We start from the raw sequence: 14569 nt of genomic DNA, 5'->3' as shown, positions 1-14569 counted from the left end.
CTGAATGGAACTGCGCCAGCTTGAGCATTTTGTGACCGTCGCCGACGAGCGGCACTTCACCCGGGCGGCCGAGCTGCTGCACATCTCGCAGTCGGGTCTGTCCGCCTCCATTCGGGCGCTCGAGATCGAGCTGGGCACGTCGCTGTTCATCCGCAGCACCCGCCGGGTCGAGCTCACGGCCGCCGGCCAGGCCCTGTTGACGGATGCGCTGCGCACCCTGGCCAGCGCCGCGGCGGCCCAGAACGCTGTCGCGGCGGTCCGCGGCCTCATGCGCGGACGCCTCACCGTGGGCGCCGAGCCGTGCCTGGGCTCCGTGGACCTGCCCGCCGAACTGGCCCGCTTCCGCACCGCCAACCAGGGTGTGGAGGTGCGGCTGCGCCAGCTGGGCTCCGTGGAACTGATCGAGGGTGTGGCCAGCGGCACCACCGATGTGGCCCTCGTCGTGGTGACCGGGGACACCCCGCCCGGGGTGCGGCTGCACCCGCTGAGCAGCCAGAAGATGGTGGTGCTTTGCCACCCCGACCACCCGGTCGCGGCCCTGGCCGAGGCCGACCTGGAGACCCTGCGCGCCGAGGAGCTGATCGGCTTCCAGGCCGGCTGGGGCGCGCACATGCTCGCCCGCCGGGCCTTCGCGGCCGCTGGTTTCGAGTACCGGGCGGCGATGGAGGTCAACGACGTGCATCCGCTGCTCGAACTGGTGGGCTACAACCTGGGTGTGGCGATCGTGCCCACCAGCTTCGCGCAGAAGCGCCCCGACGACCTGGTGGCGGTGCCGCTGCCGCCGAGCGTGCCCGAGTGGACGGTGGCCGTTGCGGTCGCCGACGAGCCGAGCCCGGCCGCGTCGGCGTTCCTCGCGCAGCTGCTCGAGGACGTCGCCGCCGCGCAGGCTGCCTCCGACGCGCTCGCGACCGGCATACCGGCAGACGCCTTCGGCTCGGCGGCCTGACCGCTCGGCGACTGAACGGCCTAGAGGTCCAGCGGGATACGCCCGGAGAAGACGGACTTCACCCCAGGGGCAGCGAGCACCTCGCCCAACCGGCTGACGCCCTCGGGAGTGTTCCGCCAGGCGGCGTACGCGTCGTGGTCGGCGGCGGTGGCCCACCGCTCGACGACGATCACATGGGCGGGGTCTGCGTCGTCGACGATGACCTCGAGTCCCTCGTTGCCCGGCCACGCGCGGGTCGCGGCGAGCACCTCGTTGAGGAGGGCCGGGACGATGTCGAGTCTGGCCGGGTCGAGGCGCAGGTCGAGGTGCACGATGGCCGTCATACGGTCACCGTTTCGGAGAGCGCGGCCAGTTCCTCCGCCGACAACGTCAGCTCCGCTGCCCGCACCGAATCACGGATGCTCTCCGGCCGGCTCGCCCCGGGGATGGGGATCACCCGGGGCGACGCGGCCAGGTGCCAGGCCAGCGTGACGACCTGCGGGCTCACGCCGTGCGCATCCGCCACCTGCTGGAACGGGGCGAACCTGGTGCCCAGATCGGCGGCGGACTTGATGCCGCCCAGCGGGCTCCAGGACAGGAAAGCGATGCCGAGTTCGGTGCAGAGGTCCAGCTCGGGCTGGCTGCTGCGGAACGCGGGCGAGTACTGGTTCTGCACGCTGGCGAGCCGGCCGCCGAGGATCTCGTAGGCCTCGCGGATCTGCTCGGGGTTGGCGTTGGAGATGCCGGCCAGGCGGATGACGCCCTCGTCGAGCAGGTCCCGGATGGCGCTGATGGAGTCGGCGTACGGCACCGCCGGGTCGGGCCGGTGGTGGTGGTACAGGTCGATCGCGTCACCGCCGAGCCGCTTCAGCGACGCGAGAGCGGCCCGTTTGATGTACTCGGGGCGGCCGTCGACGTACCAGCTGCCGTCGCCGGGTCGCAGGTGTCCGCCCTTGGTGGCCACGATCACCTGGCTGGTGTCGCCGCCCCAGGACGCGATGGCGCGGGCGATGAGGGACTCGTTGTGCCCCACCTCGTCGGCGTGAAGGTGATACGCATCCGCGGTGTCGAACAGGGTCACGCCCACCTCGAGGGCGGCGTGGATGGTGGCGATGGAGCGGGCTTCGTCGGGCCGGCCCTCGATCGACATGGGCATGCCGCCCAGGCCGATGGAGCTGACGGCGCGGTCGCCGATGAGTCGGGTCTTCATAGGGTGTCCAATCTGGGGTGTCAGGAGAGGGTGGAGTGTGCGCTGACGAGCCGGTCGAGGGTGGCGTTCAACACCGCGTCCACGACCTGCTGCTCCGGATGCGCGTCGTACCAGGCGATCGCCTCGCGAAAGCCGAGGGCAACCGGGGTGCTGCAGACGAAGTCGGGTACGAGGGCTTTCACCTTGGTGTTGTCGAAGATCACCGAGTGCGACCGGTCGCCCAGCAGCGGGCCGCTCCACTCGGGATTCGCGGCGGCCATGGTGTCGCTGGACACGTGCACGATCGTGGGCGCCGGAGCCCCGGCGGCGCGGGCGTACTCGGCGTAGATGGCGTCCCAGGGCAGGTACTCGTCCGAGGTGATGGTGAAGCTGTCGCCAATCGCCTGGGAGCGGCCGAACAGTCCGACCAGCGCCTTGGCGAAGTCGGTGCTGTGGGTCAGGGTCCAGAGCGAGGTTCCGTCACCGTGCACCACCACCGGCTGCCCGGTGCGCATCCGGTGGATATCGGTCCAGCCGTTCAGAAGCGCGATCTGGGTGCGATCGTAGGTGTGCGACGGGCGGATGATCGTGACCGGGAAGCCCTGCTCGCGGTAGGCCGCCAGCAGCACGTCTTCGCAGGCGATCTTGTCTCGGGAGTACTGCCAGAACGGATTGTGCAGCGGCGTGGACTCCCGCACCGGCAGCGCGGCCGGCGGCTTCTGGTACGCCGAAGCCGAGCTGATGAACAGGTACTGGCCGGCACGACCGGCGAACTGGGCGATGTCGGCCCGCACGTGCTCGGGCGTGAACGCCACGAAGTCCACGACGACATCGAAGGAGCGGTCGCCGAGCACGCTGCCGAGAGCGGCAGCATCCCGCACGTCCGCGGTGAGCACCTCGGCGCCGTCGGGCACCGCGCGCAGGGCCGACTCGCCACGGTTGAGCACCGTGAGCTTGTGGCCGCGGGCCACGGCCAGCTCGGCCGCGGCCGCGCTGATCACGCCGCTGCCGCCGATGAAAAGAACGTTCAAGGCGTGGCTCACCAGGCGTAGTCTTCCGGCGCGGTCTTGTAACCGGGGAAGATCTCATCGAGCCGCCTCAGCGCGGCGTCGTCGAGTGTGATGTCGACGGCGCGCAGCCCGGCCTCGAGCTGCGCCATGGTGCGCGGGCCGATGATGGGCGCGGTCACCGCCTTCTGGTGCATCAGCCAGGCCAGGCCCAGGTCGCCGGGCTCATGGCCGAGTTCGGCAGCGAAGTCCTCGTACGCGCCGATGGCCGTCCGGTTCTTCTCGAGCTTCTCGGCGTTCGCCCCGGAGACCCGGCGGCTGCCGTCCCTCTCCTTGCGCAGCACCCCGCCGAGCAGGCCGCCTTCCAGAGGCGACCAGGGCAGGATGCCCATCCCGTTGGCCTGCGCCGCCGGAATGACCTCGCGTTCGATGTCCCGCTTGAGCAGGTTGTACAACGACTGCTCGCTCACCAGGCCGGTGAAGCCCCGCTTACGGGCCTCGGCCTGCGCGGTGGCGATGTGCCAGCCGGCGAAGTTGCTGCTGCCGGCGTAGAGGATCTTGCCCTGCGCCACGGCGGTCTCCATGGCCTGCCAGATCTCGTCCCACGGGGTGTCCCGGTCCACGTGGTGGAACTGGAACAGGTCGATGTGGTCGGTCTGCAGGCGCTTCAGGCTCTCGTCGAGCGAGCGACGGATGTTGAGCGCCGAGAGCTTGCCGTCGTTGGGGCGGTCGGACATCGTGCCGTAGACCTTGGTGGCCAGCACGGTGTCCTCGCGGCGCTCGCCGCCCTGAGCGAACCAGCGGCCCAGGATGCTCTCGGTGGCACCGCGACCCAGCTTGGAGCCGTAGACGTTGGCGGTGTCGAAGAAGTTGATGCCCGCCGCGCGGGCGGCGTCCATGATGGAGAACGAGGTGGGTTCGTCGGTCTCCGGCCCGAAGTTCATGGTCCCGAGGCACAAGCGCGAGACTGAGAGGCCGGACCGACCGAGGTGTGTGTATTCCATACCTTCAGGCTGCTCCGCCGGGCGGCCACTGTCCAACAGGAGAACCGGATGCTATCCAGCACTCCACCTTCTCAATCCGGTTTCTCAATCCGTGTCGAGGTCCCCGCGTTGCCCGGGTTCGCTCGGCTGCCGGCTGGCCGTGACGGCGAGCAGGTCGAGCGACAGCCGGGGGTCAAGGCGCAGAGGCAGGTCGACGATCGCCCGAATCTCCCAGCGCACGTGCAGGTTGCCGATGGACAGCGACGGGGCGGGCAGGCCGGCGGGCGTCTCGACCGTGAAGGGCAGATCGATGACGTTGCCGGGAGTGAGCTGGCCGGCCGGTCCGAGCGTCACGGCGGCCGTCACGGCCTCCGAATGCCGGTAGCCCTCCGACTCGCTCGCATCCGGGTCGGCGAGCTGGCCGGGTCCGCCCCAGACCTCCTCGCAGCGCACCAGTTGCACGCGCACGCCCCTGGTCGTGACTTCCTCGCGGGGGCGCACCCGCAGGATGCCGGTGAGCGGGGTGCCGGGTTCGAGCACCCGGGAGGACAGCGCGATGAACTCCAGCGCGACCTGGCCGAGGTGTTCGCCCACGGGGGGATGGCCGATATCGGTGGCGCTGGTCTGGCCCCAGGACTGCACGTCGATCAGGCGTTCGCGCTTGATGATCTGCCCGCCGGCTGCCCGCAGGACGCAGCGCACCGACCAGCCCACATCGATCAGGTCGCCGCGCACCGATGCCGGGCCGTCGCTGGGGATGCTCAGGCTGCCCGACAGCACCCGGGTCTGACCGGCCGGAATCGCGCCAGGCGCCGGCACGGTGACCGAGGAGATCAGTTCGGTGCTGCGTTCCCGGGCGGGGAAGACGCCGCCGTAGATGTTGCCCCGACCATAGGTGTAGTTCACCTTGCGGATCAGCGTCAGCTCGGCGTGCTCGATCGACGCGGGTCGGAGCGCCCTGATCCGGATGGTGACCCCCAGCGAATTTCCCTCGATCACCACGCCGTCCGCGGGAGTGAGTTCCACCGAGACCTGCACGGCCGTATCGGTTGTTGTGACCACCATGTCGCACCAAACTTCCTGTAACCCGTTGCCAGAGACCCACTCAATGGGGACAACGTACGCACAGTAAAGCCAAAGAGGGTGCCGTGTTCAAGGGGATTGACTTGCCGAACCCCGTCTGCATCAGCCCGGGAACAGCTCCGCGACCGTGGGCGGGTTGGCGCCCGCGCGCGACACCGTGATCGCGGCGCTCGCCAGGGCGGTCCGGCCCAGCCGGGCCAGGTCCTCGGCACCGAGAGCGTTCTGCAGCACCGCCTCGGTGGCGTCGCCGGCGAGGATCGCGTAGAGCAGGCCCGACATGAACGAGTCGCCCGCCCCGATGGTGTCGACGACGGTCACCGGATGCGCCGCCAGCTCGGTCGTGACCCCGCCGGTCCGCAACAGGGCGCCGTCGCCGCCCCGGGTGATGGCGACCAGCGCCACCCCGGCCGCGACGTAGTCCCGCAGGATCGCATCGAGGCTCTGCCCCGGGTAGAGCCAGGCGGCATCCTCATCGCTCATCTTCACGACGTGTGCGGCTCTGGCGAGTTCTTCGACGGCCCGAACTACGTCGTCGCGGTTGCCCATGATGCCCGGTCGCACATTGGGGTCGTAGCTGAGCAGGGTGCCGGCCGGGGCGCTGGTGAACGCGTGGAGCACGGCCTGCCCGCCCGGCTGCAGGATCGCGGCGATCGATCCGGTGTGGATCAGGGTGCACGGGGCGGGGAGCGACACCTGCGGCAGCTCCCAGCGCAGGTCGAAGTCGTAGCTGGCGGCTCCGGTCGCATCCAGGATGGCGGTGGCGCTCGAGGTGGCACCGGGCGTGACCGACCCCGGCAGCAGGTCGACGCCGGCCACGCGCAGGTGCTCCGCGATGATCTCGCCGAATGGGTCGGCGCCGATCTGGGTGACCAGGGTGGTGGGCACGCCCAGCCGGCCCAGCCCGTAAGCCACGTTCATCGGGCTGCCGCCCGCGTGGCTGACCGGCTCGGCGCCGGGGCGGCGCACGATGTCGATGAGAGCCTCCCCGATCACGAGGGCCCGGGTCCCCGGAGCGCGCGTCATCGAAGAACCGTGTAGCTGGTGTAGACCACGCCGTTCCGGAACGCGTACTCGTCCTTCAGTTCGAGAGCGAGGTGCAGGCCGTCCGGAAGGCACCGGGTGCCGCCGCCGACAATGACGGGGGAAACCAGCAGGTGCAACTCGTCGACCAGCCCGGCCGCGAAGGCCTGCGCGGCCAGGTGCGGCCCGCCGATCGACAGGTTGGCGGTGGCTGAGGCCTTGAGCGCCCGCACGGCCTCGGGGTCGAAGTCGCGCTCGATGCGGGTGCGCCGGCTCGACACGTCGGCCAGGGTGCTGGAGTAGACGACCTTGTCTGCGGCCTGCCAGATCGCGGTGTAGTCGCGCATCACGGCGGGCTGGTCGTCGTCGCCGTGGTGCATGGTCTCCCACGCCACCATCACCTCGTACAGGCGCCGGCCGTACAGGTAGGTGCCCACCGACCGCTCGAGGTCGTTGACGAAGGTGTGCACCTCGTCGCTCGGGGTGCTCCAGTCGAACTTGCCCTCCGCGTCGGCGACGTAGCCGTCCAGGGAGGTGATGAAGGTGGCGATCAGGTTGGCCATGCACCCATTCTGCTCGCAGTGGCGCCGTGGAAGCCAGAGGGCGGACGGTGCAATCCGCCGGCCTGGGCGTCGGGTACTCTGGTCGCCTCCGCGCAGCAGCAGCCCACAGCAGCGCACCATTCAGGAAAGGCCGCAGATGGACACCGTCGACGTCAGCACCACAGCGGGGGTCGTCCGCGGCCGTCGGCGATCCGGCTCCGCGGCCTTCCTCGGCATTCCCTACGCAGCCCCGCCGGTGGGCGAGTTGCGGTTAGCCGCGCCCGTGCCGCATCCGGCCTGGGACGGTGTGCTGGATGCCGGTAGCCCCGGCGCCACCCCGCAGCGCATCGACGGCGGCGACACCACCCTGGTGCCCGAGCCCAGCTTCCCCGGCGACTCGACGCTGAACCTGAGCGTGTTCACGCCCGATCCCGTGGAGGTGCCAGCCGGGCAGGGCCTGCCCGTGCTGGTCTACATCCACGGCGGCGGTTACACGTCCGGGTCGGCCGCCAGCCCCTGGTACGACGGCGCCGGCTTCACCCGGAACGGTGTGGTCACCGTGAACGTGTCATACCGGCTGGGCTTCGACGGTTTCGGCTGGATCGAGGATGCGCCGCTGAACCGCGGGGTGCTCGACTGGCTGCTGGCGCTCGAGTGGGTGCGGGACAACATCCGCCGGTTCGGCGGCGACCCGGCCCGGGTGACCATCGCCGGGCAATCCGCCGGCGGCGGTGCCGTGCTCACCCTGCTGTCGATGCCGCGCGCACACCCGTTGTTCGCGCGGGCCATCGTGATCTCCGGGGTGGCCACCCACCTCACACCGGCCCAGGCCGAGCAGACCGGTCGCCGCCTCGCCGGGCTGGCCGGGGTGGCGCCCACTCGCGCCGGCCTCGGTGCGCTCACCGAGGAACAGATCCTCGCCGAGCAGCCGCGGGCCACGGCCTTGCCTGCCGACAGCCCCGCCGGGCCGCTGGGCGAGATCGCGAACACCCTCGTGGGCGGGCTGCCGTTCGGCCCCGTCGTCGACGGCGACCTGATCCCGCTGGCCACTCTCGACGCCGTTCTGGCGGGTCTCGGCGCCGACAAACCGTTGATGCTCGGCAGCACCGACCACGAATTCAACTTCGCCATGAACGACCTCACCGACGAGCTCGCCGGCGAAGACGCCGCCGAGATGCTGGTCCGGCTGGGCGTCGCCGCCCCGGCCGCGCGCGTCTATGCCTCGGCGCACGACCAACTCGGCACCGCGGATCTGCTCGGCCAGTTCGCCTCAGACCGCGCCATCCGCGGCGTGATGCTCCAGGTCGCCGAGGCCAGGAGCGCGTTCGCGGCCAAGCGGGTTGCCGCGCTCACCTGGCTCTGGGCGTTCGCGTGGCGCTCGCCCACCCTCGGCGGGGCGCTGCACTGCCTCGACCTGCCGTTCTTCTTCGACGCGCTGGACGCGCCGCGGGTTCAGGTGTTGGCCGGCCCCGCGCCGTCGCAGCGGCTGGCCGACGAGGTGCACGGCAACGCGGTGGCCTTCATCGCCGGCGGAGAGCCGGCCTGGCCGGCCTGGGCCGCCGGCGCGCCCGTCGACGTCCAGCCGGTCATCCGCTACCAGAGCGAACCGGCCGGCACGACCGAGATCACCACGGTGGCCGGCACCTACGCCGGCGCCCGCATCGCTGTCGCGGCCGAACCCGCCACCCGCTAGGACGCGGGGTGCAGCTCGGCCAGGCCGGACTCGATCGCCGCGATGACCTCGGGGGAGTCGGGGAGCGTGGTCGGGCGGAAGCGGGAGACCGCACCGGAGGGTGAGATCACGAACTTCTCGAAGTTCCACTTCACCTTGCCGGCCTTGCCCGCGCCATCCGGCGTCTGGGTGAGCTCGGCGTAGAGCGGATGCTGCGAGCCGCCGTTCACCTTCGTCTTCTCCATCAGCGGGAAGGTGACGCCGTAGGTGGTGGAGCAGAACTCGCTGATCTTCTCGGCGCTGCCGGTCTCGCCGAGGGCGAACTGGTTGCACGGGAAGCCGAGCACCGTGAAGCCCTGCTCGGCGTAGGTGCGCTGCAACTGCTCGAGGGTCTCGTACTGCGGGGTGAGGCCGCAGCGGGAGGCCACGTTGACAACGAGCACCACCTTGTCGGCGTACGCGGCCAGCGACGTGGTGGAGCCGTCGGCGGCGGTGAGCGGGATCTCGCGAATGTTCATGCCCACAGAGTTGTTCATACCCACAGAGTACTTCGAAATTGAAGCAGATGGCTCGGTCCGCATCCAACTCCCAGCCTGACCGCGACCCGTCAGTGCCGCAGGAACGCCGCCCGGGCCACCAGGTAGAGGCCGAAGGCGATGAGGCCGGCGGCCACCACGTTCAGCAGCACCGGGCCGGATTGCAGCGTGAGCAGGTAGCGCAGCCCGGCGTCGAGGCCGCCCACCCAGCGTGAGTCGGCGAACACGGCCGCGGCGACCAGCAGCGAACCCGTGACCAGGAAGGCGATGCCCTTGGCCACGTGGCCGAAGACGCCGAGGGTGAGCACCACGACCTTGGTGGGACCCCAGAGGTAGCGCAGCTCCTCGCGGAAGTTGCGGCGCAGACCACGCCAGAGAAGACCACCGCCGATGATGCCCACCGTGGTGCCGATGGCCAGCAGGAGGAACAGGCCCACCGGGCTCTCCACGATCGCGGCATCGGCCTCGCGCACAACCTCAGGTCCGCCGGAGCGGGCACCCAGCGCCACCGCGAAGGTGACCAGGCCGAGCAGCGCGAAGCCGAGGGCCTTGCCCACATTGAGGCAGCGGCGGAACACCAGGATGCGCCGATTCGGCGCCACGCTGAACGCGGCGTTGGTGCCCTGCCAGAGCGCCAGGCCCCAGAGCGACACCGTGGACAGCCAGAGCACGGCGAGACCGCCGGGGCCGTTGGCGATGGCACTCAGTGCGCCGAGCTGATCGGCCTCGCCCGGCTGGCCGTTCGCGATGCGCAGCCCGATGCCGCCGATCAGGGCGTGCACCAGGCCGTTGGCGAGCAGCCCGATCCGGGCGGACGCCCGCACCGACCGGTTGCGGTGGGCGCGCTGGGCGGCCTGCTTCATGCGCTCACGCGCCTCGACGACCCGGTCGGCCACCGGGTCTGCGGGAAGGTCGGTCACCCGGGCTACTCGAGCAGTTCGCGGATGTCGGAGGCGGTGAGCCCCTGGCCGGTTCCGCGGGTCGCGCCATCGGTCATGACGCTGTCGAAGAGTTTGGCCTTGACGGCCTTGAGGGCCATCACCTTCTCTTCGATGGTGTCGGTGGCCACCAGGCGGTAGACCATCACGTTCTTGGTTTGCCCGATCCGGTGGGCCCGGTCAACGGCCTGGGCCTCGGCCGCCGGGTTCCACCAGGGGTCGAGCAGGATGCAGTAGTCGGCCTCGGTGAGGTTGAGGCCGAACCCGCCGGCCTTCAGGCTGATCAGGAACACCGAGGTGTCACCGTTCTTGAACCCGTCGATCGCCGCCGCCCGGTTGCGGGTGCGGCCGTCGAGATAGGAGTAGCTCACGCCGGCGCCGTCGAGGCGGGCGCGCACCTTGGCGAGATAGCCGGTGAACTGGCTGAAGATCAGGGTGCGGTGGCCCTCGGCGACGACGTCATCGAGCAGCTCCATGAGCACATCCAGCTTGCTCGAGGGGATGTCGGCGTACTTGTCGTCGTACAGGCTGGCATCCAGGCTGAGCTGGCGCAGCATGGTGATGGACCTGAAGATCTCGAACCGGTTCTGGTTGAGGTCGCCGAGCAGGCCGAGCACCTTCTGGCGCTCCCGCTGCAGGTGCATCTGGTACACCCGGCGGTGCCGGGGGTGCAGCTCGAGTTCGAGCACCTGCTCCTGCTTGGCGGGCAGGTCGCTGGCCACCTGGTCCTTGGTGCGGCGCAGCATGAATGGGCGGATGCGGCGGCGCAGCTGGCCGAGCCTGTCACCGTCGGCCTGGGTCTCGATGGGGCGCTGGTAGTAGTCGGAGAAGCGGGCGGCGCTGGGGAACAGGCCCGGAGCGGTGATCGAGAGCAACGACCACAGTTCCATCAGGTTGTTCTCCAGCGGGGTGCCGGTGATGGCGAGCTTGAACGGCGCCTGCAGGCGCTTGGCGCACTGGTGCGCCCTGGACTTGTGATTCTTCACGAACTGCGCCTCGTCGAGCAGCAGCCCGGCCCAGCTGACGGCGTCGTACTCGTCGAAGTCCAGGCGGAACAGGGTGTACGAGGTGATCACGACATCCGCCGTTGTCACGGCCTCGGTGAGCGAGGCGCCGCGCTTGGCGGTGGTCTCGGTGATGGCGGCGACCGAGAGGTCGGGGGCGAACCTGGCGCATTCGGTGGCCCAGTTGTGCACCACGCTGGTGGGGGCCACGACCAGGAACGGCCGGCGCTCGGTCTGCCGGGCACGGGCGTCGACGATGAGGGCGATGGCCTGCAGGGTCTTGCCGAGCCCCATGTCGTCGGCGAGGACGCCGCCGAGGCCGGTGTCGTAGAGGAAACCCAGCCAGTCGAACCCGGTCTGCTGGTACGGCCGGAGCGATGCCTGCACGCCGGCGGGCAGCTCCCGGTGGGCGATCTCGGCACCATCGGCCAGGCCGGCGAGGGTGACGCGCCAGGCCGCGGCCTCGGCTTCGGCGCTGCCGAGATCCTGCAATTCTTCCCAGAGGTCGGACTGGGCCCGGTTGATGCGCAGCGAATCGTTCGGAGAGTCCTGCAGACCGCGGGCCTCCTCGATCAGGTGGCGGAGCTGCTGCAGTTCGGGCCGGTCCAGGCTGAAGTAGGTGCCGTCCGGAAGGATCATCAGTTCCTGGCCGGTGGCCAGGGCGCGGAAGACCTCGTCGAACGGCACATCCTCGCCGTCGACGGTGACTCGCACCGAGAGGTCGAACCAGTCCCGGCTCTCGGCCCGTGCCGAGGTCGCGAAGGTGAGGGTGGGCGGCTCGGCGGCCTCGCGGTACTCCGGGGCATCACCAACGAACTGCACCAGCAGGTCGTCCTCCGCCTCGAGTACCGGCAGCACGTTCGACAGGAACTCGATCATGCGGGCGCCGTCGAGCGTCGCGTCCGCGCGCAGAATGCCCGGGGAATCGGCCACGCTGGCGGACCCGGTGAGCTCAGCGGCGAACAGCGCCGGCTGGTGCGCGGGGAATCCAGCGATTATGCCGCTCACGACCTGCAGGATGCGCGCCTCGTCGGCCGTGTCCCGGTAGCCGGCCGGAGCGTCCTCGGTGGCCGGGCCGCGCAGTGGTGCGATGGCGGGTTCGCCGGTGCTGCCGGCGCCGCCGGTGTACTGCCAGTCCCAGTGCAGGTTGATGCGGGCATCCGCCTGCGCGCTGATCGAGAGGGCCAGGACCGGCCGGGCGGTGTCGGGCAGCTCGAACGACTCGTCGGTGCTGATCAGCGAGAGCTGGCCGCGCAGGAACGGGTAGAAGTCGGCGAGGAAGACATTCTCCTCGTCGGGCGGAACCGTGATCGGGGTGTGCGCGGAGGCGAGGACCCGCAGGTCACGGCCGAGCTGGCGGGCGAGCGGGGCGAGGGTGAGGCGCACGTCGGTGCTGCTGGTCGTCCAGGTGAACAGGCCGTGCGCAGGGTCGCCGATGTAGCCCAGGGCGCTGCGGTCGAGCACCCGGCCGTCGAGGGAGACGATGGGGGAGAGGGTGAGGCCGCCGTGATCGCGGCGGATGTCGAGGGACAGGTCGGCGGGTTCGTCCAGGACCGTCACCGGGTCCTGGCCCGGGGTGGTGCTGATGAACGGGATGCCGGCCTCGCGGGCCTCGCCGAGCAGGCCCCAGAGGGCGCGGTTGGCGAAGCCGTCCAGGTGCAGCCACGGGTCCGTGGTCACGTGGTAGCGCTGGCCGGAGGAGTAGAGCTCGAAGATCGCCGAGAGCACTCGCAGCTGGGCGCGGTTGAGCATGCCGCGGGAGTAGGAGAGGTTGTCCCAGGTGAGGTTGCCCCTGATCCACTTGCCCTTCTTGCCGCGCACCATCGGGCGCACGCCCAGGCGGGCGAGCGACACAGCGGGGGTGGGCAGGCGTGCGGCCCGCGGCGGCGGAAGCAACTCGAACTGCAGGGCGAGGGCGGTGCCCGTGGTGGGTTCGGCTTCCGGCGCCCGGGTGAGCGGAGCGAGTGCGCTCTGCCAGGTGGCGGGTGCAGCCGTGCGGGATCGCTGTGAATCCGCCGAACGCGTCGAGCGGGCGAGGTCGGCAGCCGTGGACCGGCTGGCCAGCAGCAGGGCGACGACGTGCTTGCAATTCAGTCCCATCGGGCAGCTGCAGGTGCCGGATGCGCGCACCACGGTGCCGTTGGAATCCTGCTGGAAGGTCACGATGACGTCGTAGGGCCGGGCCTGGGTGCCGCCGACGGTGCCGAGCAGGCGGCTGCCGCCCAGCTGCCAGACCTGGTCCTCGACCCGGCCCTCCTTGGCGTACCGCACCCCGCGCGAATACGCCTGTGGCCCGACGAGGCGCGCGATCTGCAGATCGCTGAGGTTGTGGGCCATGAGGTGCGGTGTCCGAGACGGTTGGGTGAAGGGGTCTCTTATTGTCCCACGTCACGCCGGCCTCCCTGAGCCGATACGCTGGGCGGCTATTCTGAGCGGATGTCTGAGTTTCCGTTCGAGCGTCTGCGCCGTTGGCCCGACGTCGAGGCGACCAATCTCTTCGCGGTCGACGCGAGCGACCGGTTGATCCTGGATGAGGCTGCGGTCTGGCTGGCCGAGGCCGGTCCGGGCGAGGTCGTGGTGCTCGAAGACCACTACGGCGCCCTGACGCTCGCGGCGGCGGCGCTGCTGAGCGGTCGGCCGGATGTTCGCGTCAATCAGGATGCGCTCTCCGGCGAGCGTGCCCTCGATCACAACGCGGCCGATCTTGAGGGCACGGTCGCCGGGTTGGCCGGTCTCACCGGGGCGTACCGGCACCTGCCGCTCGGCGCCGAGCTGTTCGCCGGGGCCCGCCTGGTGCTCATGCAGCTGCCGCGCAGCCTGGCCGCGCTCGACGAATTGGCCGGCGCCATCGCCCGCTTCGCCGCTGGCGACGTGACCGTGGTCGCCGGCGGCCGGGTCAAGCACATGAGCGTGGCCATGAACGCGGTGCTGCTCCGGCACTTCGGTGACCTGAACGTGACTCCGGCGCGCCAGAAGTCGCGGGTCCTGATCGCCACGCAGCCGAAAGTCTCTGGTGGCTCGTCCTGGCCGCGCGCAGTCGAGCACGCCGACCTGGGCCTCACGGTCTGCGCCCACGGCGCCGCCTTCGCCGGCACCACCATCGACATCGGCACCCGCTACCTGCTCGAGTTCCAGGGCCGGATGAAGCCCGATGCCACCACCGCGATCGACCTGGGTTGCGGGACCGGCGTCCTCGCCGCCGCCCTGGCCCGGCGCCGCCCGGGTCTGCAGCTGCTGGCGACGGACCAATCCGCCGCGGCCGTCGCATCGGCCGCGGCCACCATGACGGCCAACGGCGTGGCGGACCGGGTGCAGGTCCTCCGCGACGACGCCCTGAGCGCACAGCCGGACGCCTCCGCTGAACTGATCATGCTGAACCCGCCGTTCCACATCGGATCCTCGGTGCATGCCGGCATCGCCCTGAAACTCTTCGAGGATGCGGCCAGGGTTCTGCGTCCCGGTGGCGAGCTGTGGGCGGTGTGGAACACCCACCTCGGCTACCGTCCGGCGCTCACCCGTATTGTCGGCCCGACCCACCAGGTGGGCCGGAACACCAAGTTCACCGTGACGGTGTCCACCCGCCGCTAGCCCTGGTTTTGCGGGGTAACGCGTCCTCGCGGGGTAATGCGTTTTCGCGGGGTAATGCATCCCGACGGGGTAACGCGCTCGC

General features: G+C 70.4%; 13 protein-coding genes. 3 read left to right on the top strand and 10 right to left on the bottom strand.

Annotated features, from left to right (window positions below):
* Nucleotides 1–4 precede the first annotated feature (4 nt).
* Nucleotides 5–946 carry a LysR family transcriptional regulator gene (locus E3T61_RS04365; RefSeq protein ID WP_134639677.1) on the top strand — a complete coding sequence of 314 codons (942 nt, stop codon included), beginning with the start codon at nt 5–7 and terminating at the stop codon, nt 944–946.
* A 20-nt stretch (nt 947–966) separates the two neighbouring features.
* On the opposite strand, the gene E3T61_RS04360 is transcribed toward E3T61_RS04365, so the two are convergent.
* The 7 genes from E3T61_RS04360 to E3T61_RS04330 all read right to left on the bottom strand — a co-directional run bounded on the left by E3T61_RS04360 (nt 967) and on the right by E3T61_RS04330 (nt 6770).
* Nucleotides 967–1269, bottom strand: a complete 303-nt coding sequence (locus tag E3T61_RS04360) for a putative quinol monooxygenase (RefSeq protein WP_134639676.1) — start codon at nt 1267–1269, stop codon at nt 967–969.
* On the bottom strand, nt 1266–2135 hold the full coding sequence (locus E3T61_RS04355) for an aldo/keto reductase (protein ID WP_134639675.1): 870 nt from the start codon (nt 2133–2135) through the stop codon (nt 1266–1268). The genes E3T61_RS04360 and E3T61_RS04355 overlap by 4 nt, the downstream gene beginning before the upstream one ends.
* 20 nt (nt 2136–2155) lie before the next feature.
* Nucleotides 2156–3157 carry an NAD-dependent epimerase/dehydratase family protein gene (locus tag E3T61_RS04350; protein WP_241992382.1) on the bottom strand — a complete coding sequence of 334 codons (1002 nt, stop codon included), beginning with the start codon at nt 3155–3157 and terminating at the stop codon, nt 2156–2158.
* Nucleotides 3154–4125, bottom strand: coding sequence for an aldo/keto reductase (locus E3T61_RS04345; RefSeq protein WP_134639674.1), 972 nt, complete (start codon nt 4123–4125; stop codon nt 3154–3156). The genes E3T61_RS04350 and E3T61_RS04345 overlap by 4 nt, the downstream gene beginning before the upstream one ends.
* An 84-nt stretch (nt 4126–4209) precedes the next feature.
* On the bottom strand, nt 4210–5169 hold the full coding sequence (locus tag E3T61_RS04340; protein WP_134639673.1) for a hypothetical protein: 960 nt from the start codon (nt 5167–5169) through the stop codon (nt 4210–4212).
* Nucleotides 5170–5289: 120 nt separating this feature from the next.
* A complete protein-coding gene (locus E3T61_RS04335) occupies nt 5290–6210 on the bottom strand; it encodes a carbohydrate kinase family protein (protein ID WP_134639672.1) in 921 nt (306 codons plus the stop codon).
* Nucleotides 6207–6770, bottom strand: a complete 564-nt coding sequence (locus tag E3T61_RS04330) for a dihydrofolate reductase family protein (protein ID WP_134639671.1) — start codon at nt 6768–6770, stop codon at nt 6207–6209. Before E3T61_RS04330 ends, E3T61_RS04335 begins: the two co-directional genes overlap by 4 nt.
* Before the next feature lie 136 nt (nt 6771–6906).
* Between E3T61_RS04330 and E3T61_RS04325 the strand changes: the two genes are divergently transcribed.
* A complete protein-coding gene (locus E3T61_RS04325) occupies nt 6907–8442 on the top strand; it encodes a carboxylesterase/lipase family protein (RefSeq protein WP_166793141.1) in 1536 nt (511 codons plus the stop codon).
* Here E3T61_RS04325 and E3T61_RS04320 read toward each other — a convergent pair.
* From E3T61_RS04320 to E3T61_RS04310, 3 genes are all read right to left on the bottom strand, one after another.
* Complete coding sequence (locus E3T61_RS04320) at nt 8439–8939, bottom strand: glutathione peroxidase (RefSeq protein ID WP_134639871.1); 501 nt, start codon at nt 8937–8939, stop codon at nt 8439–8441. The two genes, E3T61_RS04325 and E3T61_RS04320, sit on opposite strands and share 4 nt — an antisense overlap.
* A gap of 89 nt (nt 8940–9028) precedes the next feature.
* A complete protein-coding gene (locus E3T61_RS04315; RefSeq protein ID WP_134639669.1) occupies nt 9029–9877 on the bottom strand; it encodes a DUF1206 domain-containing protein in 849 nt (282 codons plus the stop codon).
* Between the two features lie 5 nt (nt 9878–9882).
* Nucleotides 9883–13236, bottom strand: coding sequence for a DEAD/DEAH box helicase (locus tag E3T61_RS04310; protein WP_134639668.1), 3354 nt, complete (start codon nt 13234–13236; stop codon nt 9883–9885).
* Nucleotides 13237–13335: 99 nt separating this feature from the next.
* Here E3T61_RS04310 and E3T61_RS04305 point away from each other — a divergent pair, with 99 nt between their 5' ends.
* The gene (locus tag E3T61_RS04305) at nt 13336–14487 is read left to right on the top strand and encodes a class I SAM-dependent methyltransferase (RefSeq protein WP_134639667.1); all 1152 of its coding nucleotides are present in this window, start codon (nt 13336–13338) and stop codon (nt 14485–14487) included.
* Nucleotides 14488–14569 lie beyond the last annotated feature (82 nt).

Origin of the sequence: Cryobacterium lactosi (genome assembly GCF_004403945.1) — a bacterium.
GTDB lineage: Bacteria > Actinomycetota > Actinomycetes > Actinomycetales > Microbacteriaceae > Cryobacterium > Cryobacterium lactosi.
The sequence above is the reverse complement of the archived record's forward strand: the minus strand, read 5'-3'. Positions and strand labels throughout refer to the sequence as shown.

Bases quoted from the DNA above. Each gene is read 5' to 3' on its own strand.
- E3T61_RS04365 (WP_134639677.1), top strand. From the start codon at position 5: ATGGAACTGCGCCAGCTTGAGCATTTTGTGACCGTCGCCGACGAGCGG.
- E3T61_RS04360 (WP_134639676.1), bottom strand. From the start codon at position 1,269: ATGACGGCCATCGTGCACCTCGACCTGCGCCTCGACCCGGCCAGACTC.
- E3T61_RS04355 (WP_134639675.1), bottom strand. From the start codon at position 2,135: ATGAAGACCCGACTCATCGGCGACCGCGCCGTCAGCTCCATCGGCCTG.
- E3T61_RS04345 (WP_134639674.1), bottom strand. From the start codon at position 4,125: ATGGAATACACACACCTCGGTCGGTCCGGCCTCTCAGTCTCGCGCTTG.
- E3T61_RS04340 (WP_134639673.1), bottom strand. From the start codon at position 5,169: ATGGTGGTCACAACAACCGATACGGCCGTGCAGGTCTCGGTGGAACTC.
- E3T61_RS04335 (WP_134639672.1), bottom strand. From the start codon at position 6,210: ATGACGCGCGCTCCGGGGACCCGGGCCCTCGTGATCGGGGAGGCTCTC.
- E3T61_RS04330 (WP_134639671.1), bottom strand. From the start codon at position 6,770: ATGGCCAACCTGATCGCCACCTTCATCACCTCCCTGGACGGCTACGTC.
- E3T61_RS04325 (WP_166793141.1), top strand. From the start codon at position 6,907: ATGGACACCGTCGACGTCAGCACCACAGCGGGGGTCGTCCGCGGCCGT.
- E3T61_RS04320 (WP_134639871.1), bottom strand. From the start codon at position 8,939: ATGAACATTCGCGAGATCCCGCTCACCGCCGCCGACGGCTCCACCACG.
- E3T61_RS04310 (WP_134639668.1), bottom strand. From the start codon at position 13,236: ATGGCCCACAACCTCAGCGATCTGCAGATCGCGCGCCTCGTCGGGCCA.
- E3T61_RS04305 (WP_134639667.1), top strand. From the start codon at position 13,336: ATGTCTGAGTTTCCGTTCGAGCGTCTGCGCCGTTGGCCCGACGTCGAG.